Annotated in this window: 13 protein-coding genes; 8 read left to right on the top strand and 5 right to left on the bottom strand. The window is 72.0% G+C overall.

Going from position 1 to position 23,093, the window contains the following annotated elements; genetic code table 11:
- Nucleotides 1-88: 88 nt before the first annotated feature.
- Genes A6B37_RS05370 through A6B37_RS05360 form a run of 3 tightly spaced genes read right to left on the bottom strand, consistent with a single transcriptional unit; the run spans nt 89 to nt 2,528 of the window.
- Nucleotides 89-427, bottom strand: a complete 339-nt coding sequence (locus A6B37_RS05370) for a DUF883 family protein (RefSeq protein ID WP_102771198.1) — start codon at nt 425-427, stop codon at nt 89-91.
- Nucleotides 414-701 (bottom strand): hypothetical protein, encoded by a 288-nt coding sequence (locus A6B37_RS05365; RefSeq protein WP_246842373.1) that lies wholly within the window; start codon nt 699-701, stop codon nt 414-416. The genes A6B37_RS05370 and A6B37_RS05365 overlap by 14 nt, the downstream gene beginning before the upstream one ends.
- Nucleotides 702-755: 54 nt before the next feature.
- A complete protein-coding gene (locus A6B37_RS05360; protein WP_111825127.1) occupies nt 756-2,528 on the bottom strand; it encodes a thiamine pyrophosphate-requiring protein in 1,773 nt (590 codons plus the stop codon).
- Nucleotides 2,529-2,722: 194 nt separating this feature from the next.
- Between A6B37_RS05360 and glgA the strand changes: the two genes are divergently transcribed.
- Genes glgA through treY form a run of 8 tightly spaced genes read left to right on the top strand, consistent with a single transcriptional unit; the run spans nt 2,723 to nt 21,655 of the window.
- Nucleotides 2,723-4,288, top strand: coding sequence for a glycogen synthase GlgA (gene glgA, locus A6B37_RS05355; protein WP_111825126.1), 1,566 nt, complete (start codon nt 2,723-2,725; stop codon nt 4,286-4,288).
- A 12-nt stretch (nt 4,289-4,300) separates the two neighbouring features.
- A complete protein-coding gene (locus A6B37_RS05350; protein ID WP_246842372.1) occupies nt 4,301-7,489 on the top strand; it encodes an alpha-1,4-glucan--maltose-1-phosphate maltosyltransferase in 3,189 nt (1,062 codons plus the stop codon).
- A 14-nt stretch (nt 7,490-7,503) separates the two neighbouring features.
- Complete coding sequence (treS, locus tag A6B37_RS05345) at nt 7,504-10,863, top strand: maltose alpha-D-glucosyltransferase (protein WP_111825125.1); 3,360 nt, start codon at nt 7,504-7,506, stop codon at nt 10,861-10,863.
- Nucleotides 10,860-13,046, top strand: a complete 2,187-nt coding sequence (gene glgB, locus A6B37_RS05340; RefSeq protein WP_111825124.1) for a 1,4-alpha-glucan branching protein GlgB — start codon at nt 10,860-10,862, stop codon at nt 13,044-13,046. The genes treS and glgB overlap by 4 nt, the downstream gene beginning before the upstream one ends.
- A gap of 38 nt (nt 13,047-13,084) precedes the next feature.
- Nucleotides 13,085-15,196 (top strand): glycogen debranching protein GlgX, encoded by a 2,112-nt coding sequence (gene glgX / locus A6B37_RS05335; protein ID WP_111825123.1) that lies wholly within the window; start codon nt 13,085-13,087, stop codon nt 15,194-15,196.
- Nucleotides 15,193-16,980, top strand: a complete 1,788-nt coding sequence (gene treZ / locus A6B37_RS05330; protein ID WP_111825121.1) for a malto-oligosyltrehalose trehalohydrolase — start codon at nt 15,193-15,195, stop codon at nt 16,978-16,980. Before glgX ends, treZ begins: the two co-directional genes overlap by 4 nt.
- Nucleotides 16,977-19,034: a 4-alpha-glucanotransferase gene (malQ, locus tag A6B37_RS05325; protein ID WP_111825120.1), complete on the top strand. Its 2,058-nt coding sequence runs from the start codon at nt 16,977-16,979 to the stop codon at nt 19,032-19,034. The genes treZ and malQ overlap by 4 nt, the downstream gene beginning before the upstream one ends.
- Entirely contained in the window at nt 19,031-21,655 is a 2,625-nt protein-coding gene (gene treY / locus A6B37_RS05320) for a malto-oligosyltrehalose synthase (RefSeq protein WP_111825118.1), read from the top strand. The genes malQ and treY overlap by 4 nt, the downstream gene beginning before the upstream one ends.
- Nucleotides 21,656-21,733: 78 nt before the next feature.
- Here the strand turns inward: treY and A6B37_RS26030 are convergent, their stop codons facing one another.
- Both A6B37_RS26030 and A6B37_RS05315 read right to left on the bottom strand, forming a co-directional pair.
- Nucleotides 21,734-21,901 (bottom strand): hypothetical protein, encoded by a 168-nt coding sequence (locus tag A6B37_RS26030; protein WP_168202118.1) that lies wholly within the window; start codon nt 21,899-21,901, stop codon nt 21,734-21,736.
- A gap of 150 nt (nt 21,902-22,051) precedes the next feature.
- The gene (locus A6B37_RS05315) at nt 22,052-22,966 is read right to left on the bottom strand and encodes an EAL domain-containing protein (protein WP_102771207.1); all 915 of its coding nucleotides are present in this window, start codon (nt 22,964-22,966) and stop codon (nt 22,052-22,054) included.
- Nucleotides 22,967-23,093 lie beyond the last annotated feature (127 nt).

Below are 23,093 nucleotides of genomic sequence, written 5' to 3'. Positions count from 1 at the left end.
GCTCGCGCGCGGCCCCGCACCCGGCACAACCTGTGCATCCTCCTGGATACCTCGCCGATCATCAATGGGTTAAATGGATGAGGCCCGCTCAACGGCGGCGGTGGTCGGACATCATGCAGACGCCGGCCAGCACGCCGACCAGCACCGCCGCCGCGATGCTTTTCCACGCGTTCTCGTGCACGTACTCGTCGGCCGCGTGCGAGGCGTGGCGGGCCCGGTCCCAGGCGAGGCGCTCCCAGCCGCTGGCCTGTTCGCGCGCGGCCTCCAGCTGCTGCTTGAGGCGGTCGCGGGCCGCTTCGATTTCGGACCCGCCGTAGCTGGCCGTGCTGCGCAACAGCGCCTCCGTTCCGGAGATGAGGTCGCGCACCGTGCGCGCCGAACTGTCGGCCGGATGGAATATGCCGCGCAATCCTTCATGCTTGCTCATAGGGTCTCCTTGAAAAACTCCGCCGCCCGCCCTGTGCGGCGCGGATGCGCACGCATTCCGCAAGCGGCGTGCCCGCCAGCCGGTCTATGCCCGGCGTCTGCTGCGGGTCCAGGCCCGGCATGGGATTGGGCAGGCTGTCCGGCGGCCAGCGTCCGTTCTTGTCGGTCTTGCGGCCGCCCGGATCGGGCGCCGGCTGCTCGGCCGGGCTCTGGTCCGGCGGGGACTTGCCGCCTTCGGTGTTGTTGGGGGAACCGGGCGATTTGGGTTCTGCCATGATGGCCTCCTGAACTGTGCGCAAACGCAATATGCGGAGCCGGCGGGCGCGGCGTCAGCCCGCCCACCACTGCTTGATCGTGGCGCGCAGCGCCGCGCCGCCCGCGGCCGCGTCTTCCTTGCGCAGCGCGCGCACGTAGGCGGCGACCTGCTTGGCCGGGATGTGCGGCGGCAAGGGCGGCATCTCGGGATCGGTCACCATCTCCAGCACCACGGGCCGGGCGGCGGCCAGCGCGCGGTCCCAGGCGGGACCCACGTCCTGCGGGTTCTCGACCCGTATGCCTTCCAGGCCCAGCAGCCGGCCGTAGTCCGCGTAGGAAAACGCCGGCAGCCATTGCGAGTCCGCGAAACGCGGGTCGCCGCCCATCACGCGCTGCTCCCAGGTCACCAGGTTCAGGTCGCCGTTGTTCAGCACCATGACGATCAGGCGCGGATCGGCCCAGTCCTTCCAGCGGTGCGAGATGGTGATCAGTTCGTTGATGCCCAGCATCTGCATGGCGCCGTCGCCCACCAGCGCCACCACGGGACGCTCGGGATAGGCCAGCTTGGCCGCCACCGCGTAAGGCACGCCGCAGCCCATGGTGGCCAGCCCGCCCGACAGCGAGCCCATCATGCCCTCGCGCAGGTCCAGGTCGCGCGCGTACCAGTTCGCCGCCGAGCCCGAGTCGCAGGTGACGATGCACTGCTCGGGCAGGCGCTGCGACAGCTCCAGGAACGGGCGCTGGGGATTGAGCGGACGGGCGTCGACCATGGCGCGCTCGCGCACCGTGTCGCGCCAGCGCGCCACCTGCTTCTCGATGCGTTCGCGCCAGCGGCGCGCCGTCTTGCGTTCCAGCATCGGCATCAGGGCCTGCAGGGTCAGCCGGCTGTCGCCCACCAGGCCCAGTTCGACCGGATAGCGCAGGCTCAGCTTGCGGCCGTCGCGGTCGATCTGCACCGCGCGCGCCTGCCCTTCCTCGGGCAGGAACTCGGCGTAGGGAAACGAGGTGCCCACCATCAGCAGCGTGTCGCACTCGTTCATCATGTCCCAGCTCGGCTGGGTGCCCAGCAGGCCGATGCTGCCCGTCACGTAAGGCAGGTCGTCGGGCACCGCGGCCTTGCCCAGCAAGGCCTTGGCCACGCCCGCGCCCAGCAGCTCGGCGGCCTGGCGGACCTCGGCGCCCGCGTCCAGCGCGCCCGCGCCCACCAGCATGGCGACGCGCTCGCCGCGGTTGAGGATCTCGGCCGCATTGCGCAAGGCCGCCTCGTTCGGCACCGCGGCATGCGAAGTCACGCCGATGCCGGTGTACACGGCGCCATGTTCGCGCGGCGGGCTCTCCACTGCCGGCAAATCCTGCACGTCGTTTGGAAAAATGACGCAGGTCACCGCGCGCCGCTCCATCGCGATGCGCATGGCGCGGTCGATCACGTGGCGCGCCTGCCCGGCGGTGGCGGCCATCTGCACGTAGTCGTGCGCCACGTCCTTGAACAGGCTGACCAGATCGACTTCCTGCTGGTAGTCGCCGCCCAGCGCGCTGCGGGCCTGCTGCCCCACCAGCGCCACCACGGGCTGGTGATCCAGCTTGGCGTCGTACAGGCCGTTGAGCAGATGGATCGCGCCCGGCCCCGAGGTCGCCATGCACATGCCCACCTGTCCGGTGAACTTGGCATGCGCGCAGGCCATGAAAGCGGCGCTTTCCTCATGCCGGACCTGGACGAACTCCAGCGGTTCCTGCGTGCGGCCGAAGGCGCCGATCAGGCCGTTTATCCCGTCGCCGGGATACCCGAACACCCTTCTGACGCCCCATTGGGACAGCCTTTCGAGGACGAAGTCCGACACAGTTTTCATACCCAGCTCCTGTCATGGTCGCGGTCCGTGGACACGACGCCAGCGGCAGCAAGCCCCATTCCTGCCGCGGGGCGCTCGGATACAAAAGAAAACAATGCGGCGGCGATTTGGGCACGGCGCTTGCGGCTGTCCAGGTTTTCCGCGGCCGCGTCGCACTTTTTTATCCGGCGCGGCCCGATACACCGGGAGCAGGCATGGCGAAGACTAGAACCCTGATCGTGGCCGGCGAGGCATTTCCCCTGGCCAAAACGGGCGGCCTCGGGGACGCCATCACGGGCATGGCCCGCGCGCTGGCCCAGGCAGGCACGCCGCTCATGGTGCTGCTGCCCGCCTACCGCGGCGTGCGCGCCCGCCTGGAGCGCGTCCGCGTGGTGGCGCCGCTGCACAACCTGCCGGGCGGCGATGCGCGCCTGCTGGCCGGCCGCTGCCCGCAGTCGGGCCTGGATTTCCTGCTGCTGGAGAACGACGGGCTGTACGACCGCGCCGGCATCTACCTGGACGAACAGGGCGTCGAATACGCCGACAGCGCGCTGCGCTACGCGGCGCTGGCCCATGCCGCCGCGCGCGTGGCCGGCGGCCTGCCCGGCGTCGCGCGCCCCAATCTGGTGCATGCGCACGATTGGCACGCCGGCCTGGTGCCATTGCTGTTGCATGCGCAGGGCCTGCACGCGACCCGCAGCATCATGACCATCCACAACCTGGCGTTCCAGGGCCGCTTCCCGATGGAGTGCGCGGCCGAACTGGGCATTCCCGAACGCTACCGCAACGGCGAAAGCATAGGCGCCTGGGGACAGCTGAATTTCCTGAAGGCCGGCATCCGCTATGCCGACCGCGTGACCACGGTCAGCCACAACTATGCGCGCGAAATCATGACGCCGGCCTTCGGCTGCGGCCTGGACGAACTGCTGCGCCGCCGCGCCGACGACCTGCTGCCGATTCCGAACGGCATCGACAACATTCTGTGGAACCCCGCCCGCGACCCGCACCTGGGCGCGCTGCGCTATTCGGCGCGCGACCTGTCCAACAAGGCGCGCTGCAAGGCCGCGCTGCAGCATGAGTTCGGCCTGGACGTGGACGCCGGGACCACGCTGATGGCCATGGGCAGCCGCCTGACCGAACAGAAGATGGCCGACGTGGCCGCGGCCGCCGTGCCCGAGGCGCTGGAACGCCATCCCGGCCTGCAGGTCGCGATCCTGGGCCAGGGCGACCACCGTCTGGAACAGGCGCTGCAGGCGCTGGCGCAGCGCTATCCCGGACGCTGTGCGGCCCATATCGGTTATGACGAGGCGGCCGCGCACCGCCTGCATGCCGGCGCCGACATCCTGCTGCACGCGAGCCGTTTCGAGCCCTTCGGCCTGACGCCGCTGTACGCCATGCGCTACGGCGCGCTGCCCATCGGCTCGCGCGTGGGCGGCATGGCCGACACCATCGAAGATCCGGGGCCGCGCGCGCCGCTGTCGGCGATGGCCTCGGCCAACGGCCTGCTGTTCGACGGCGACAGCCCGGCGGCCATGTCCGAGGCGATCGCGCGCGCCATGGCCCTGCGCGAGCACGCCATGCTCTGGCGCACCATGCAGCGCAACGCCATGAGCGCCGACTTCAGCTGGCGCTCGGCCATCGGCCTGTACGCCAGCCTGTACCGCTCGCTGGCCGAACCCGAAACCCTGGAAGCCATGCCGGCGCGCGCCGACCGCGCCGCGGGCGCGGCCGCGCTGGGCGTGCGCCAGCCGGCCGGCGGCGCCGTGCCGGCGGCCGTGTAAGGAGACCGCCAGGTGCCGCCCACGACCGCCGCCATCGCCACCCAGTCGCCACTGCGCCTCTATCACGCCCGCGGCGGCGCGCGCGAGCGGGAGCCCGCGGCCGCGCTCGGCCCGCGGCTTTACGAGCGCCTGCGCCAGCGCGGCTTCAACGCCGTGCTGCTGCCGGCGCCCTGGCTGCTGGATGAAGAAGGCGGCACGCAGGCCCCGCGCGACGCCGACCGCGCCCTGCTCGACGGCACCGAAGTTCCCATCACCGAGTGGTATCGGCGCGTGTCCGCCGAGCTGGCGGACCACGGCCTGGCGCTGTACGTGGATGTGGTGCTGGACCGCTCCACGCACGACGCGGTGGCCGCCACCGTCGGCCCCGACTGGTATCTGCCGCCGGCGGGCGACCCCGCGCGCGATCCGCGCCAGCCCGCGCAGGCACGCCGGCTGCGCTATCTGCGCGACGGTCCGCTGCCGCCCGGCTTCCTCGCGGCCTGGACCGAACGGCTGGAACGCTGGGCCAGCCACGGCGTCACCGGCCTGGCCTTCCACGCGCCGCAACGCTTGGCCGGCGCGGACTGGGCCAGGCTGGCCGCTCAACTGCGGCGGCATCACGCCGGTCTGCAGCTGCTGGCCTGGGCGCCGGGCCTCACTCCGGCGATGTTGGCCGGACTGCGCGAGGCCGAGTTCGACGGGCTGTTTTCCTCGCTGCCGTGGTGGAACTTCAAGGCCGAATGGCTGGCCGAAGAAGACGCGCGGCTGCGCGCGCTGGCCCCGGTCATCGCCGCGCCGCCCCACCCCGCAGACACCCCGCCGCCGGCGCGCGGGCGGCGCGCCATCTGGTCGGCCGCGCTGTGCGCCGACGGCCTGATGCTGGACGACCGCGACGAACGCGAACTCCCCGATGTGGAGGCCGTGAACCAGTGGTTCGCGGACGCCCGCCTGCAAGGGCCGCTGCGCGTGGCCGGCGGGCGCGACGGCCGCTGCACCGTGCTGTTGCGCGGCACGGCCGAAGGCGCCACGGCGGCATTGGCGCTCAATCCCTCCACCGACGCGCAGGCCCTGCTGGACTGGGACGCGCTGGCGCCGATGCTGCCGCCGGCCGACATCGTTCCGCTGTCGCCGCCCGTGGGCGCGGCCGCGCCGGACAGCGCGCCGGCCGCCATGCTGCCGCCGGGCGACTGCGCGCTGTTCCTGCTGGAGCCGACGCTGCCGGTGCGCGAGCCGTCGCGCCGCCACCGTTCGCGCGCCGACGGCAGCGGCAATCCGCGCATCGCGGTCGAACGGGTCAGCCCGGCGGTCGACGACGGCGCGTTCGCGGTCAAATGCATTCCGCACGAGCGCATCGCCGTCCATGCCGACATCTACATGGACGGCCACGAACAGCTGGCGGCCGAACTGCGCTGGCGCGCGGCCGACGAAACGCGCTGGCGCGCCACCCCGCTGGCGCGCGGCCCCAACGACCGCTGGGAGGCCGTGTTCCGGCCGCGCCGCGTGGGCGCGCACGAATTCGTCATCAGCGCCTGGCTGGACGCCTGGCAGACCTTCCGCCATGACCTGGAACTGAAGCACCGGGCCGGCCTGGACCTGCGGCTGGAGGTGCAGGAAGGCATGCAGCTTTTGCGCGACGCGCTGGCGCGCGCCGGTTCCGCGGCCGACGCCGACGCGGTGCGCGACGCGATCGAGCAGCTGGGCGCGCAGCCGCTGGCCGCCGATCCGGTCGCCGTGCTGCTGGACGAAGGACTGGCGCGGGCCATGCGGGCGCTGGACGATCGGCCGTTCGAGACCGTCAGCCCCACGCCCTATCCGCTCTGGGTGGACCGCTGCCAGGCGGGTTTTTCCAGCTGGTACGAGCTGTTCCCGCGCTCGCAGTCGCCCCATCCGGGCCGCCACGGCACCTTCGACGACGTCATCGCGCGCCTGCCGGACGTGCGCGCCATGGGCTTCGACGTGCTGTACATGCCACCCATCCACCCCATCGGCCAGCGCAACCGCAAGGGCCGCAACAACAGTCTGCGCGCCGAGCCGGGCGACGTCGGCAGCCCCTACGCCATCGGCGCGCCCCAGGGCGGGCACGACGCGATCGAGCCGCAGCTGGGCAGCCTGGAGGATTTCCTGCGGCTGGTGGCGGCCGCGCGCGAGCAGGACATGGAGCTGGCGCTGGACTTCGCGATCCAGTGCTCGCCGGACCATCCGTGGCTGGCGCAGCACCCGGACTGGTTCTCCTGGCGCCCCGACGGCACGCTGCGCTACGCCGAGAACCCGCCCAAGAAGTACGAAGACATCGTCAACGTGTCGTTCTACGGCGCGCCGCCGCGGCGCGCGCGCCGGCTCGCGCTGTGGCGGGCGCTGCGCGACGTGGTGCTGTTCTGGGTGCGCCACGGCGTGCGCATCTTCCGCGTCGACAATCCGCACACCAAGCCGCTGCCGTTCTGGCAATGGATGATCGCCGACGTGCACGCGCAGTATCCGGACGTGATCTTCCTGTCCGAGGCCTTCACCCGCCCGAAGATGATGTACCGGCTGGCCAAGATCGGCTTCACCCAGTCGTACACCTACTTCACGTGGCGCAACGAAAAGACGGAACTGGCGGCCTACCTCGAGGAAGTGTCCAGCCCGCCGGCCGCGGACTTCTTCCGCCCGCATTTCTTCGTCAACACGCCCGACATCAACCCGTATTTCCTGCAGACCTCGGGCCGGCCCGGCTTCCTGATCCGCGCGGCCCTGGCGGCGCTGGGTTCCGGGCTGTGGGGCGTGTACAGCGGATTCGAATTGTGCGAGGGCGCGGCCCTGCCCGGCAAAGAGGAATACCTGGATTCCGAGAAATACGAGCTGCGCCAGCGCGACTGGCACGCGCCGGGCAATATCCGCGCCGAGATCGCGCGCCTGAACCAGATCCGGCGCTCCAACCCGGCGCTGCAAAGCCATCGCGGCCTGACCCTGGCCGACAGCGGCAACGACCGGGTGCTGGCCTTCTACAAGAGCACGCCGGGCCACGGCAACGTGGTGCTGGCCGCCATCAGCCTGGACCCGTTCCAGCCGCAGGCCGCGCGCGTCGAGGCGCCGCTGTGGCTGTTCGGCCAGCCCGACGCGGGCGCGCTCGCCGCCGAGGACCTGCTGGCCGAAACGCAGGAGTCCTGGCAGGGCAAGATCCGCGCCGTGACGCTGACTCCCGACCAACCCTATCGCGTGTGGCGCCTGTCGCTGCACGGATAAAGGCTACTCTTGCCATGACTAGCGAAACCCCGCCTCAGCACGACGACGGCCTCTGGTACAAGGACGCGGTCATCTACCAGCTTCACGTCAAGTCCTTCTTCGACTCCAACGACGACGGGGTGGGCGACCTGCCCGGGCTGATATCGAAGCTGGACTACATCGCCAACCTGGGCGTGAACACCATCTGGCTGCTGCCCTTCTATCCGTCGCCGCGGCGCGACGACGGCTACGACATCGCCGACTACCGCGGCGTGCATCCCGACTACGGCACCGTGGCCGACGTGCGCAAGCTGATCCGCGCGGCCCACGCCCGCGGGCTGCGCGTGATCACGGAACTGGTGGTCAACCACACTTCGGACCAGCATCCCTGGTTCCAGCGCGCCCGCGCCGCCAAGCCCGGCTCCGCGGCCCGCAACTTCTATGTCTGGTCCGACAACGACAAGGCCTACGCCGACACGCGCATCATTTTCTGCGACACGGAAAAATCCAACTGGACCTGGGACCCGGTGGCCAACGCGTACTTCTGGCACCGCTTCTATTCGCACCAGCCGGACCTGAACTACGACAATCCGCAGGTGCTCAAGGAAGTGCTGGCCGTCATGCGCTACTGGCTGGACATGGGCGTGGACGGGCTGCGGCTGGACGCGGTGCCCTACCTGGTCGAGCGCGAAGGCACCAACAACGAGAACCTGCCCGAGACCCACGCCGTGCTCAAGCAGATCCGCGCGGTGATCGACGCCGAATATCCGCACGCCCTGCTGCTGGCCGAGGCCAACCAGTGGCCGGAAGACGCGCAGGAGTACTTCGGCGCGGGCGACGAATGCCACATGTCTTTCCATTTTCCGCTGATGCCGCGCATGTACATGGCCATCGCCCAGGAGGACCGCTTCCCGATCACCGACATCATCCGCCAGACGCCGGATATCCCCGCCACCTGCCAGTGGGCCATCTTCCTGCGCAACCACGACGAACTGACGCTGGAGATGGTCACCAGCCGCGAGCGCGACTACCTGTGGAACGTCTACGCGGCCGAGCCGCGCGCCCGCATCAACCTGGGCATCCGGCGCCGGCTGGCCCCGCTGCTGGAACGCGACCGGCGGCGCGTGGAACTGATGAACAGTCTGCTGCTGTCCATGCCCGGCACGCCGGTGCTGTACTACGGCGACGAACTCGGCATGGGCGACAACGTGCACCTGGGCGACCGCGACGGCGTGCGCACCCCCATGCAATGGTCGCCGGACCGCAACGGCGGATTTTCGCGCGCTGACCCCGAGCGGCTGCCGCTGCCGGTGCTGATGGGGCCGCTCTACGGCTATGAGGCGGTCAACGTCGAGGCGCAGCAGCGCGACCCGCATTCGCTCCTGAACTGGACCCGCCGCCTGCTGGCGCAGCGCCGCCAGAGCCATGCCTTCGGCCGCGGCGCGCTGCGCTTCATCTTCGCCGGCAACCGCAAGATCCTGGCCTATCTGCGGCAATGGCAGGACACCACCATACTGTGCGTGGCCAATCTGTCCAACGCGGCCCAGCCGGTCGAGCTGCCGCTGCAGGAATTCTCCGGCCGCGTGCCGGTCGAGATGCTGGGCGGCACGCCTTTTCCCGCCATCGGAGAACTGCCCTATCTGCTGACGCTGCCGCCCTACGGCTTTTACTGGATGGACCTGAGCGTGGACGCCGCCCCGCCGGACTGGCACGCCACGGCGCCGGCCCAGATGCCCGAGCTGATCACGCTGGTGCTGCGCGCGCGCGGCGGCGCGGCATTGACCGACGCCTCGCGCGAGACGCTGGAGCGCGAAATCCTGCCGCAGTACCTGGCGCGCCAGCGCTGGTATCCGGCCAGCCAGCCCCCGGCCCGCGCGCGCCTGGCCTACGCCACGCCGTTCGGCGCGGCCGAGGGCGAGTACTACTGGGCCGAGGTCGAACCCGAGGACGGCGTCAGCGGCCTGCGCGCGCAGGCGCCCTTCGTGCTGTCCTGGGACGAAAGCGCCTTCATCCAGTACGCCATCGCGCGCGTGCGCCGCGGCGCCGAGGTCGGGCTGCTGGCCGACGCCTTCCTGCAGCCGGGCTTCGTGCGCGCCGTGATCGCGGCGCTGCGGGCCGGCAAGGAACTGGACGGACGCAGCGGCGGCAAGCCCGGCGACAAGCCGGGCGTCATCCGATTCCTGCCCGAGTCCGGCCTGGCCGATATCGAGATTCCCGACGACGCCGAGCTGCGCTGGCTCACCGCCGAGCAATCGAACAGCTCGGTCATCGTCGGCGGCGAACTGATCCTGAAGCTGATCCGCGCGGTGCAGCCCGGCGGCTCGCCCGAGGCCGAGATGACCCGCTACCTGACCCGCGCCGGCTACGCCAACGTGCCGGCGCTGCTGGGCGAGGTGCAGCGCGAGGACGCCGACGGCGTGATCCATACGCTGGCCATCGCCCACCGCTACGTCATCAATGAGGGCGACGCCTGGAACTGGACGCTGGACACGCTCAAGCGCACGCTGGCCAACGCGCTGCTGGTCGGCCAGGACCCCGGGGAATTCGAGCAGGGCCTGCAAGGCTTTGCCGTGATGGCGGCCACCATCGGCGAGCGCCTGGCGCAGATGCACGCCGTCCTGGCCCAGCCCTGCGACGACCCGGCCTTCCGGCCGCGCCGCTGCAGTCAGGCCGACGCCGAGGCCCGCGCGCGCCAGATCCAGCGTCTGCTGGACCGCGCCGAACGCGACCTGCGCGCGCAGTACGACAAGCTCGAAGCGCCGTCGCGCGCCTGCGCCGAATGGTTCTTCGAGCACCATGCCCGGCTGGCCGAACACGTGGCCGCGATGGCGCAGGCCGAGGCCGGCACCCTGCACCTGCGCATCCACGGCGACTTCCACCTGGGCCAGGTGCTGGTGGCGCAGGCCGACGCCTACCTGATCGACTTCGAGGGCGAACCGGCCAGCAACCTGAAGGCGCGGCGCGCGCTGGCCTCGCCCTACCGCGACGTGGCCGGCATGCTGCGCTCCTTCGACTACGCGGCGGCGACGATGGCGCGCGCCGACGCCCTGGGCGGCCCCGCGGCCGACGCCAATGCCGGCGCGGGCGAAACCCCGGGGGACCCGGCCGCGGCCGCCGCCGAATTGCGCGACGCGCTGCTGGCGCGCTTCCGCCTGCGCGCGGCCGAAGCCTTCCTGCAGGGATACCGCGAGGCCCGTCCCTCCGACCTGATACCGTCCGATGACCGCGAAGACTCGCTGCTGGCGCTGGCCCAGCTGGAGAAAGCAGCCTACGAAGTCAGCTACGAAGCCGCCCACCGCCCGGACTGGATCTCGATCCCGCTGTGCGCGCTGGCCGAACTGGCGCGCGGCCAACTGATGTCGGCCGCCATCGACGCCGAAGGAAAACCCTCATGAGCCAGGACGCCCCGACCGACACCGGCGCCGTGGACGCCGCGCAACTGGCCGCGCTGGCCGCCGGCCGCTGCCAGGACCCCTTCGCCATCCTGGGGCCGCAGCAAGGCTGGCTGCGGGTCTACGCGCCCGGCGCGCTGGCGGTCGAAGCGCTGGACGGCGACGGCATGCGCACGCCGCTGCGCGAACAGGCGCAAGGGCTGTACGCGGGCCGCGTGGATCACGCCCGCCCCGGCGACGGCGCCTCGTACCGGCTCGCCATCCGCTGGCCGGACGCCGAGCAGATCACCGCCGATCCCTACGCCTTCGGCCTGCTGCTGGACGAGGCCACGCTGGAGGCGCTGGCGCAAGGCAGCTGGCACGCCGCCGGCGAAGCGCTGGGCGCCCGGCTGGTCGACATCGACGGCGTGTCCGGCCTGCGCTGCGCGGTATGGGCGCCGAACGCGCGGCGCGTGGCGGTGGTCGGCGACTTCAACGGCTGGGACGCGCGCCGCCACGGCATGCGCCTGCGCCACCGCGCCGGCGTCTGGGAGATTTTCATTCCCGGCGTGCGGCCCGGCGAGCGCTACAAATACGCCATCACCGACGCCGGCGGCCTTCAGCGGCTGAAGGCCGACCCCCATGCGCGGCGCAGCGAGGCGCCGCCGGACACCGCCTCCGTGGTGGACGACCCCGCGCCCTACGCCTGGAACGACGAGGACTGGATGCGGCAGCGCGGCGCGCGCCAGTCGCCCGGCGCCCCGTTGTCGATCTACGAAGTGCATGCGGGGTCCTGGGCCGCGCCGGCCGGCGGCGCCTGCCTGTGGGACCAGCTGGCCGACAAGCTGCCCGCCTACGCCCGCGCCATGGGCTTTACCCATATCGAGCTGATGCCGGTCATGGAGCATCCCTTCGGCGGCTCGTGGGGCTACCAGCCGCTGGGCATGTACGCGCCCACCGCCCGCCACGGCCCGCCCGAGGCCTTCGCGCGCTTCGTCGACCGCTGCCACCAGGCCGGCGTCGGCGTGATCCTGGACTGGGTGCCGGCGCACTTCCCCGATGACGCGCACGGGCTGGCGCGTTTCGACGGCTCCGCGCTGTACGAGTACGAAGACCCGCGCGAAGGCTATCACCCCGACTGGCACACGCTGGTCTACAACCTCGGCCGCACCGAGGTGAAGGCCTTCATGATCGCCAGCGCGCTGCACTGGCTGGGGCGCTTCCACGTGGACGGCTTGCGGGTCGACGCGGTGGCCTCCATGCTGTATCGCGACTACAGCCGCCAGCCGGGCCAGTGGATACCCAACCGCTACGGCGGACGCGAGAACCTGGAAGCCGTGCAGTTCCTGCAGGACCTCAACGGCGCCGTGCGCCAGGACCATCCCGACGCCATCATGGTGGCCGAGGAGTCCACCGCCTGGCCCGGCGTGACCGCGCCGGTGGCCGAGGGCGGGCTGGGCTTTCACTACAAATGGAACATGGGCTGGATGCACGACACGCTGCGCTACCTGGCGCACGACCCGGTGCACCGCAAGCACCATCACCACGACATCACCTTCGGCATGGTGTACGCCTATAGCGAGCGCTTCATCCTGCCGCTCTCGCACGACGAGGTGGTGCACGGCAAGGGATCGTTGCTGGCCAAGATGCCCGGCGACCTGACCGCGCGCCTGGCGACCCTGCGCGCCTACCTGGGCTTCATGTGGGCGCATCCGGGCAAGAAGCTGCTTTTCATGGGCGGCGAACTGGCGCAGCCGGCCGAATGGAACCACGACGCCGCGCTGGACTGGAATCTGCTCGACCAGCCCGGCCACCGCGGCGTGCAGCGGCTGGTGGCCGACCTGAACCGCCTGTACCAGGCGCTGCCGGCGCTGCACGCCACCGACGCCGATCCGGCCGGCTTCGCCTGGGCCGTGCTGGACGACGCTGACAACAGCGTGGTGGCCTTCGTGCGCGGCGACGGCCGCAGCCACCTGCTGGCGGTGTCGAACTTCACGCCCGTGGCCCGCCACGGCTACCGCATCGGCGTGCCGCGCGCCGGCCGCTGGGCCGAGGCGCTGAACACCGACGCCGCCGACTACGGCGGCAGCGGCCAGGGCAACCTGGGCGGGGCCAGCACCGGCGACACGCCCGCCCACGGCCAGCCCCAGGCGCTGTCGCTGACGCTGCCGCCGCTGTCCACGCTGTTTCTGCTGCACGAAGGCTGAATGGCCAAGGACCCCCCTGCTTCTATGGACCGACCGCTATGGACCCCACGCAACTGACCCGCATCCAGGGCGGCCAGCCCTACCCGCTGGGCGCGACCAGCGACGGACTGGGCGTCAACTTCGCCGTGTTCTCGGCCAACGCCACGCGCATCGAGCTGTGCCTGTTCGACGCCAAGGCGCGCAAGGAACTGCGCCGCTTCGACCTGCCGGAATGCACCGACGAAGTCTGGCACGGCTATCTGCCCGACGCCCATCCCGGCCTGGTCTACGGTTATCGCGCGCATGGGCCGCACGATCCGCGCAATGGCCACCGCTTCAATCCGCACAAGCTGCTGCTCGACCCCTACGCGCGCCAGCTGACCGGCCCGCTGCGGTGGAGCGATGCGCTGTTCGGCTACCGCATGAACCACGCGCGCGGCGACCTCAGCATCGACCGCCGCGACAGCGCACCCGCCATGCCCAAGGCCATCGTGCCCGAGGAAGCCCCTTTCATCTGGGGCAACAGCCGCCCGCCGGCCACGCCGTGGCAGGACACCATCATCTATGAAGTGCACGTGCGCGGCGCCTCCATGCTGCGCGAAGACCTGCGCCCGCCGCTGCGCGGCACCTGCGCCGCGCTGGCCGATCCGCGCTTTATCGAGCACTTGCAGCGGCTGGGCGTGACCGCGGTGGAGCTGCTGCCGGTGCACGCCTTCCTGCAGGACCGCTTCCTGACCGAACGCGGGCTGCGCAACTACTGGGGCTACAGCACGCTGTCCTACTTCGCGCCCGAGCCGGCCTACCTGCAGCACAACCCGAACGAACTGCGCCAGGCCATCCGCCGGCTGCACGCCGCCGGCATCGAGGTGATACTGGACGTGGTCTACAACCACACCTGCGAAGGCAACGAAATGGGCCCCACCCTGTCCTGGCGCGGGCTGGACAACGCCAGCTACTACCGCCTGGTGCCGGGCGACGAGCGCTACTACATCAACGACACCGGCTGCGGCAACACTGTCAACCTGTCGCACCCGCGCGTGCTGCAGATGGTGACCGACTCGCTGCGCTACTGGGCCAGTTCCTACGGCGTGGACGGATTCCGCTTCGACCTGGGCGTCACGCTGGGCCGCGAAGGCACGGGCTACGATCCCGGCTCCGGATTCTTCGACGCCGTGCTGCAGGACCCGGCGCTGGCCCGGCTCAAACTGATTTCCGAACCCTGGGACGTGGGCCCGGACGGCTACCAGCTCGGCAACCACCCGCCCGGTTTCGCGGAATGGAACGACAAGTTCCGCGACGGCGTGCGGCGCTACTGGCGCGGCGACGACGGCATGCGCGGCGAGATCGCCGCCCGTCTTTGCGGCTCGCGCGAGCTGTTCGACCGCCGCCACCGCCGGCCCTGGGCCACGGTCAACTACGCGGCCTCGCACGACGGCTTCACGCTGGCCGATATCGTGTCCTACGACAACAGCCATAACGAGGCCAACGGCGAGAACGGCAACGACGGGCACGGCGAGAACTACAGCCGCAACTGGGGCGAGGAAGGCCCGACCCAGGACGCCGCCATCCTGGAAACCCGGGCGCTGGCGGCGCGCGCCATGCTGGCCTGCGTGTTGCTGTCGGACGGCACCCCCATGCTGCTGGCCGGCGACGAATTCGGCAACAGCCAGGACGGCAACAATAATGCGTACTGCCAGGACAACGCGGTGTCGTGGCTGGACTGGACCCAGGCGCAGAGCGACGCGGGGCGCGAACTGACGCGTTACGTCGCGCGCCTGGTCGCGCTGCGCCGCGCCCATCCCAGCGTGCGCGCCGCCCGCTACAGCGACGCCGCCCGCGAGCCCAGCCCGGGCGTGGCCGCCATCGCCTGGTTCGACGCCGCCGGCGCGCCGCTGGACCAGGCGGCGTGGGACGCCGAACAGGAGCGCGTGCTGGCGCTGCGCCGCGCCGCCTCGCGCGAAGACGGCGGCGTCGACCTCACCCTGCTGCTGCTCAACCCGGGCGACGAGGCCGCGGTGTTCACGCTGCCCGCGCCGGCCGCGGCCTGGATACGCGAACTGGATTCGGCCACGTTGGCCCCGGCCGCGCCGCTGGCCGACGCCGCGGTCACGGTGGCGGCGCACAGCGTGGTGCTGCTGGCGGCCGCGCAGCTGAACGGAGACGCATCATGACGGCGGCCGGCGGCGGTTTCGGCGCCACGCTGCTCGACAGCGGCGTGACGCGCTTCCGGCTGTGGGCCCCGACCGCGCCGGCGGGCCTGGCGCTGGAGGTCGAAGGCCATGCCCCCATCGCGCTGCGCCCGGGCGCCGACGGCTTCGTGCAGGCGGACGTCGATTGCCCGCCCGGCGCGCGCTACCACTACCGGCTGGACGCCGATACCGTCATGCCCGATCCGGCCTCGCGCCTGCAGGACGGCGACGTGCACGGCGACAGCATCGTGGTCGCGCCCGACGGCTATCCCTGGCGCCACCCGGACTGGCGCGGCCTGCCCTGGGAACAGAGCGTGCTTTACGAAACGCACGCCGGCCTGGAAGGCGGCTACGCGCAGCTGGAGGCGCGCCTGCCCGCGCTGGCCGCGCTGGGCGTCACGCTGCTGGAACTGATGCCCATCGCCGATTTTCCCGGCCCGCGCAATTGGGGCTATGACGGCGTCCTGCCCTATGCGCCCGACACCGCCTACGGCACGCCCGAGGAGCTGAAGCGGCTGATCGACACCGCTCACGGCCTGGGCATGGGCGTGATGCTGGATGTGGTCTACAACCACTTCGGGCCGGACGGCAACTATCTGGCGCGCTACGCCGCGCCCTTCTTCCGCAAGGACGCGCACACGCCCTGGGGCGACGCCATCGACTTCCGCCAGCCGGCGGTCAGCCAGTTCTTCAAGGACAACGCGGTGTACTGGCTGACCGAGTACCGCTTCGACGGCCTGCGGCTGGACGCCGTGCACGCCATCGTCGGCCACCGGTGGCTGCACGAGCTGGCGGCCGAGGTGCGCCGCCGCGTCCCGGCCGAACGCCGCGTGCATCTGGTGCTGGAAAACGACGACAACCGCGCCAGCCTGCTTTGCGGCGACTATGACGCCCAATGGAACGACGACGCGCACCACGTGCTGCACCATCTGCTGACCGGCGAAACCCAGGGCTACTACGCCGACTACGCCGATCGCCCGGCCGAGGCGCTGGCGCGCTGCCTGTCCGAGGGCTGGCTCTACCAGGGGCAGCCCTCGCCCTACCGCGGCGGCGAGCCGCGCGGCGAGCCCAGCGCCGACCTGCCGCCCACCGCCTTCGTGCTGTTCCTGCAAAACCACGACCAGACCGGCAACCGCGCCTTCGGCGAACGCCTGACCAGCCTGGTCGACGAGCCGGCGCGGCTGCGCGCCGCGGTCGCGCTGCAGCTGCTGGCGCCGCAGATTCCCTTGATCTTCATGGGCGAGGAACACGGCTCGCGCACGCCTTTTCTTTATTTCACCAGCCATGCCGATCCGGCGCTGGCGCAGGCCGTGCGCGACGGCCGGCGGCGCGAGTTCGCGCGCTTCGCGCAATTTGCGGGGGCCGACGCGGCGCGGCGCCTGCCCGACCCGAACGACCCCGCGACCTGGCTGGCCAGCCACGCCGAACCCGGCGACGACGCGCGGCAATGGCTGGAGACCTATACCGCCCTGCTGCAGCTGCGCGCCCGCCTGATCGCGCCCAGGCTGGCCGGCGCGGTCAGCCTGGGCGCCAGCGCCGTGGGCCGCCACGGCGTGTTCGCGCGCTGGCGGCTGGCCGACGGCGCGCGGCTGGAGGTCTACGCCAACCTGGGGCCGCGCCGCCTGCCGCTGCCGCAGGCGCTGCTGCCGGGCGCGGACCTGTACGCCACGCTGCTGTTCGAATCCCAGGCCGGCGGACGCGACGGCCTGGCGCACGGCGAACTTTGCGGCGACACCACCGTGTGGCTGCTGGAGGAGCCGGCATGAGCGCGGACGACGCTTTGTCGGCGCTGGCCGCCAGGGCCGGCATCGCGGAACACTGGACCGACGCGCGCCAGCGCCCGCAGCGCGTCTCGCCCGACGCCTTGCGGGCGCTATTGGCCGCCCTGGGCCTGCCCGCGGCCAGCGCCCGAGACATACGCGAAAGCGCGGACCGGCTGGACGAGGAAGCGGCGCGGCTGCCGCCGCTGCTCGCGGCGCGCGCCGGCGATCCGCTGAAACTGCCGCGCGACGCGCGCGGCGCGTATCAGATCCGCTGCGAGTCCGGCCGTTTGATCGAGGGCGCGGCCGGCCCCTTGCTGACCGCGCCCGACGAGCCGGGCTATCACGCGTTGTCCTTTGCTTCGGGACAGGACGCGGTGCTGGCGGTCGCGCCGCGCCGCGCGCCGGGCATGGCGGCGCTGACCGGACAGGCCCGTCCGCGCAGCTGGGGCCTGTGCGCGCAGGTCTACAGCCTGCGGCGCGCGCCGGTCCCGGGCGGGCCGCAGCCGGAGGACGACTTCGGCGACTTCGGCGCGCTGCGCGAACTGGCGCGGCTGGCCGGCGCCCAGGGCGCCGACGCGCTGGCCATCAGCCCGGTGCACGCCATGTTTGCGGCGCAACCGGCGCGTTGCAGCCCCTACGCGCCGTCCAGCCGCTTGTTCCTGAACACGCTGTACGCCAATCCGGTGGCGGTGCTGGGCGCCGCGGCGCTGCGCCGCGCCCAGGTCGAGGAACCCGGCGGATACGGCGCGGCGCCCTGGATAGACTGGCCCCACGCGGGCGCGCGGCGCCAGCGCCTGCTGCGCGCCCTGCACCGCCAGTTCCAGGCGGTGGCCGCGACCGACCTGCGCCAGCAATACGCGCGCTTCTGCGCCGCGCAGGGCCAGGCGCTGCGGGACCACGCGGTGTTCGAAGCGCTGCACGCGGCGCGCGGCGGCGAGGATACGTCCTGGCCGCAATGGCCGGCGCAATGGCGCGACCCCGAGTCGCCCTGCGTGCGCCGCTTTGCCCGCCTCCATGCCCAGGAGGTGGATTTCCATTGTTTCGCGCAATGGCTGGCGGCCGAAAGCCTGGCGCAGGCGCACGCCGCGGGCCGCGAGGCCGGCATGCGGATCGGCCTGGTGGCCGACCTGGCGGTGGGCGACAGCCCGGACGGCAGCCACGCCTGGTCGCGCCAGGCCGACCTGATGCCGCGCATGGCCATCGGCGCACCGCCCGATATCCATAACCCGCAGGGGCAGAACTGGGGCCTGACCGCATTCTCGCCGCGCGCGCTGGCGGCTTCCGGCTACGCCGCCTTCATCGACATGCTGCGCGCCACCCTGGCGCACGCCGGCGGCGTGCGCATCGACCATATCCTGGGCATGGCCCGGCTGTGGCTGGTGCCCGATGGCGCGCCGGCCGGCGGCGGCGCCTATCTGCGCTATCCGCTCGGCACGCTGCTGGCGCTGACGGCGCTGGAAGCGTGGCGGCACCGCGCGCTGGTGATAGGCGAGAACCTGGGCACCGTGCCCGCGGGCTTCGACGACACGCTGGCCGCGCACGGGGTGCTGGGCATGGACGTGCTGTGGTTCATGCGCCGGCCCGGCGAATCCGCCCCGTTCCTGCCCGCGAGCGCGTGGCCGCCGGCCGCCGCGGCCATGACGACCACGCACGACCTGCCCACGCTGCGCGGCTGGTGGGCCGGCCACGACATAGACTGGCGCGCCCGCCTCGGCCTGCTCGGCCCGGGAGAAAGCGCCGACACGCTGCGCCGCGAACGCGCCGCCGACCGCGCGCTGCTGGCGCAGGCCATTGGCGCCGACGAGCGCACGGCGCCCGCCGCGCCGCCCGTGCCCGCGCTGCTGCGCTTCGTGTCTTCCGCGCCCTGCCCGCTGCTGCTGGCGCCGATGGAGGACCTGGCCGGGGCGCTGGACCAGCCCAACCTGCCCGGCACCATAGACCAGCATCCGAACTGGCGCCAGCGCCTGCCGCTGGACAACCGCGCCTGCTTCGAAGAGTCCGGCGCGCGGCTGCGGCTGGACGCGCTGCGCGCCGGCCGCGAGCGAGGCCCGCCATGACCGCCCCACGCGCCACCATCCGCCTGCAATTGCACGCCGGCTTCACGCTGGACGACGCCTGCGCGCGCGTGGGCTATTACGCGGACCTGGGCGTCAGCCACCTGTACCTGTCGCCCATCACCCGCGCGCGCGCCGGCTCCACCCACGGCTATGACGTGATCGACCACGGCTGCGTCAATCCCGAGCTGGGCGGCGAGCCGGCGCTGCGGCGCCTGGCGCAGGCGGCCCGCGGCCGCGGGCTCGGGCTGATCGCCGACATCGTGCCCAACCACATGGCCGCCCACCCGGACAACCGCTGGTGGCGCGACGTGCTGGCGCACGGCGCCGCCAGCGCGCACGCGCGCTGTTTCGACATCGACTGGGACCCGCCGGACGCCGCGCTGCGCGGCAAGGTGCTGCTGCCGGTGCTGGCCGAGCCCTATGGCGAGGCGCTGGCGCGCGGCGCGATCCGGCTGCGCCACGATCCGGACGGCGGCGCGCCCGCGCTGGAGGCCGCCGGCGCGCTGTATCCCGTGGCCGCGCCCTCGATTCCGCGCGGCCTGTCCGGCGCGTCGCTGGAGGACATGTACGACCCCGCGCGGGACGCGGGCCGCCGGCGCCTGCACGAACTGCTGGAACGCCAGCATTACCGGCTGGCGTGGTGGCGCACCGCGCCCGACCAGATCAACTGGCGCCGCTTTTTCGAAATCAGCGAACTGGTGGGCGTGCGCGTCGAGGACGAAGCGGTGTTCGAGGCGGTCCACGCGATGGTGCTGCGGCTATACGCCGAGGGCATCCTGGACGGCCTGCGCATCGACCACATCGACGGGCTGGCCGCGCCGGGGGCCTATCTGCGCCGCCTGGGCCAGCGCCTGGCCCGCGCCGGCGAGCCCTATGTGGTGGTGGAAAAAATCCTGGCCCCCGAAGAAAGCCCGGACCCGCGCTGGCGGACGGACGGCACCACCGGCTACGACTTCATGGACCAGGTCGGCGCGCTGCTGCACGCCCCGGACGCCGAAGCGCCGCTGCGCGTATTCTGGCAGGCCCTGACGGGCGACGTGCGCGCCCCGCGCGAGCAGCTGGAAGCCGCGCGCCGCCGCATGCTGGCGCGCCACTTTCCGTCGGAACGGCTGGCGCTGGCGCGCTGCCTGGCGCGCATCGCCCGCCAGGACCTGCGCACCCGCGACTGGAGCGCGCAGGCCATCGACCGCGCGCTGTCGGCCGTGCTGACGGCATTTCCCGTCTACCGCAGCTATGCCGAAGACGGCGGGCGCGGCGAGGCCGACCGCCGCGTATGCCGCGCCGCCTTCGCGCGCGCGGCGCAACTGCTGCCGGCCCCGGCCGGCGGCGCCGACGCGGCCTTGCTGGAATTGCTGGACGGGTGGCTGGACGGCTCGCCGGGGCCGGACCCCGAGGCCCGCGCGCTGGCCTTGCGCCGCTTCCAGCAACTGACTCCGCCGTTGGCCGCCAAGGCGCTGGAAGACACGCTGTTCTACCGTTACGGACCGCTGCTGTCGCGCAACGAGGTCGGCGCCGCGCCCGACTGCTTTGCGCTGGCGCCGGCCGAGTTCCTGGCGCGCACGCGGGCGCGCGCCCAGGCGCATCCGCGCGCCATGCTGGCCACCGCCACGCACGACCACAAGCGCGGCGAAGACGCGCGCGCCCGCCTGGCCGCGCTGAGCGAAATGCCGCAGCGCTGGCGCGATACCGCGCTGCGCTGGATACAGGCGCTGCCCGCGGCGAACGACGCGCCGACGCTGGCCGACCGCTATCTGCTGGTGCAGACCCTGGTGGGCGCGTGGCCGGCCGATTGGGGCGCGGGCGACGACATGCCGGACGACGCGGCGCTGGCGGACTGGTTCGGGCGCATCGGGCAATGGCAGACCAAGGCGTTGCGCGAAGCCAAGCTGCACACCAGCTGGACCGATCCGGACCCGGCCTACGAGGACGCCGCCCAGGGCTTGCTGGACTTCCTGCGCGCCGATCCCGCGGGCCGCGGATTGCTCGAAGAGATAGCCGCGTTCGCCGCCGGACTGGCGCCCGCCGGCATGGTCAACAGCCTGGTCCAGACCCTGCTGCGCAATACGCTGCCGGGCGTGCCGGACCTGTATCAGGGCACGGAGCTGTGGGACTTCAGCCTGGTCGATCCCGACAACCGCCGCCCGGTGGACTACGCCCGCCGCGAGGCGCTGCTGGCGCAGGCGCGTGCGACTTCGGCCCCAGATCTGTCGGACGCGGCCTGGCGCAGCGGCGCGGTCAAGCTGGCGCTGATCCAGCGGCTGCTGGCGGCGCGCGCGCGCACGCCCGCGCTGTACGCCGGGGCCGATTGCGAGGCGGTGCCCGTGCACGGCCCCCGGTCCGGCCAGGTGCTGGCCTGGTTGCGCCGCCACGCCGACGGCGACGCGCTCATCGTCGCGCCGCATCTGTGCGCGCTGGCGCTGGCGGACTATGCGCGCGGCCGCGCCGACGCCGCGCGAGGCTACTGGGCCGATACGGTGCTGCGCCTGCCTGCCGCCCGCTGGCGCAACGCGCTGGACGGCCGGCGCATCGCGCCGCTGGCCGACGGCAGCCTGCCGCTGGCCGAAGCGCTGCGCGACCTGCCGGTGGCGCTCTGCCTGTCGGGGCCGCCTGGCGATGAATAGATAAAGGCCCTGCCCGGCAACCCGGACAGGGCCTGCGCCGGCGTCGCGCCTTGCGGCGCGGCGCGCGGCCTTGGGGCGTCAGCGCGGCATCTTGCTTTGCTGCCCCGGCGCATGGCCTTGCTGCTGGCGGCCCTTGTCGGCCTGCTGGCCGGATTGCTGCCCCGGCTGGCGACGGTCCCGCTGGTCTTCCTGGCTCTGCTGTTTCTGGGGCTGCTTCTGCTGGTCGGGCTGGTTCTGAGTCGACATTGCACGTCTCCTGATGAAGCGGACACACTCCGCCGGACTATGCAGAGCAACCCGCGTGCCCAAGGCCGACGGCCGGGCAACCCGACATGCAAGAGGGAAAAAACGCCAAGGACCGCGCGCCGGCCCGGTAAATTCTGCGCGGGCGCGCCGCTATTGCGTGGTGACGTGGCGCGTGCGACGCGCCGGCGGCGCGTCCTGGCGGGCGTCGTCATAGGCGTCCAGCCAGGTCGAGGCGTACGGGATGGGCGCGGCCAGCGCCTCGCCGCGCTCGCGCTGCGTGCGCAGACGCATCATCAGTTCGTCCAGCGGCATGGGCCGGCCCAGCGCGAAGCCCTGCCCGTAGCGGCAGCCCGCGGCGCGCAGCGCGGGGATGTCGGCCACGTTCTCCACCCCTTCGGCGACCACCCGCCGGCCCAGCCGGTTGGCCAGCTCGGCCGCCGCCCGCAGTACCTCGAACGCCACGGCGCTGCGCCGCATGCGGGTGACGAAATACTGGTCGATCTTGACTTCGGACAGCGGAATGGCCGAGAGCAGTTTCAGCGACGCGTGGCCGGTGCCGAAATCATCCAGGCTGACCTCGCAGCCCGCGTTCTCCAGCTTGAGCAGCGCCGCGCGCAGCACGTCGAGTTCGCGGATCGGCTGGTCTTCGGTGAGCTCCACGCGCAGCAGCGAAGCCGGCAGTTCGGCGGCGTGGATGCGGCCCAGCAGGAAGTCCACCGCGCGCTCGTCCGACAGCGTGGACGCGGGCGCATTGACCGCGAGGGGCACCGCGATGCCGGCCCGCCTGAGGGTGAGCAGCATGTCGATCGCGCGCAGGGACACGCGCTCGAAGAAGGCCCTGTCCAGGCCCAGCCGGTTGATTGCGGGAATGAATTCGCCGGGCATGACGATGCCCAGTCTCGGATGATGCCAGCGCGCCAGCGCCTCGGCCGACACGATACGGCCCGTCAACAGGTCCACCTGCGGCTGCAGCAGCACGCGCAGCCCATCCTTGCCATTTACCAATGCGGCGATCTCGTCGTCGCTCGCCACCGAGCCTGTGGAAGCCTCGTGATTCGACGTCATGCCGACGCTCCTTGCGTGCCACCGGGCAGAGCCTGCGCTGTCCGGGCGCAGAAAGCGGCACATTTGGACATGAGTATTCCCAGCTACAGCGTTTTTTATGCGATTTCCTATGTTTGTTCCAGGCAAA

The sequence above is a fragment of the Achromobacter sp. HZ01 genome (assembly GCF_003267925.1).
Lineage (GTDB): Bacteria > Pseudomonadota > Gammaproteobacteria > Burkholderiales > Burkholderiaceae_B > Achromobacter > Achromobacter pulmonis_A.
The sequence above is the reverse complement of the archived record's forward strand: the minus strand, read 5'-3'. Positions and strand labels throughout refer to the sequence as shown.

Bases quoted from the DNA above. Each gene is read 5' to 3' on its own strand.
- A6B37_RS05370 (WP_102771198.1), bottom strand. From the start codon at position 427: ATGAGCAAGCATGAAGGATTGCGCGGCATATTCCATCCGGCCGACAGT.
- A6B37_RS05365 (WP_246842373.1), bottom strand. From the start codon at position 701: ATGGCAGAACCCAAATCGCCCGGTTCCCCCAACAACACCGAAGGCGGC.
- A6B37_RS05360 (WP_111825127.1), bottom strand. From the start codon at position 2,528: ATGAAAACTGTGTCGGACTTCGTCCTCGAAAGGCTGTCCCAATGGGGC.
- glgA (WP_111825126.1), top strand. From the start codon at position 2,723: ATGGCGAAGACTAGAACCCTGATCGTGGCCGGCGAGGCATTTCCCCTG.
- treS (WP_111825125.1), top strand. From the start codon at position 7,504: ATGACTAGCGAAACCCCGCCTCAGCACGACGACGGCCTCTGGTACAAG.
- glgB (WP_111825124.1), top strand. From the start codon at position 10,860: ATGAGCCAGGACGCCCCGACCGACACCGGCGCCGTGGACGCCGCGCAA.
- glgX (WP_111825123.1), top strand. From the start codon at position 13,085: ATGGACCCCACGCAACTGACCCGCATCCAGGGCGGCCAGCCCTACCCG.
- treZ (WP_111825121.1), top strand. From the start codon at position 15,193: ATGACGGCGGCCGGCGGCGGTTTCGGCGCCACGCTGCTCGACAGCGGC.
- malQ (WP_111825120.1), top strand. From the start codon at position 16,977: ATGAGCGCGGACGACGCTTTGTCGGCGCTGGCCGCCAGGGCCGGCATC.
- treY (WP_111825118.1), top strand. From the start codon at position 19,031: ATGACCGCCCCACGCGCCACCATCCGCCTGCAATTGCACGCCGGCTTC.
- A6B37_RS26030 (WP_168202118.1), bottom strand. From the start codon at position 21,901: ATGTCGACTCAGAACCAGCCCGACCAGCAGAAGCAGCCCCAGAAACAG.
- A6B37_RS05315 (WP_102771207.1), bottom strand. From the start codon at position 22,966: ATGACGTCGAATCACGAGGCTTCCACAGGCTCGGTGGCGAGCGACGAC.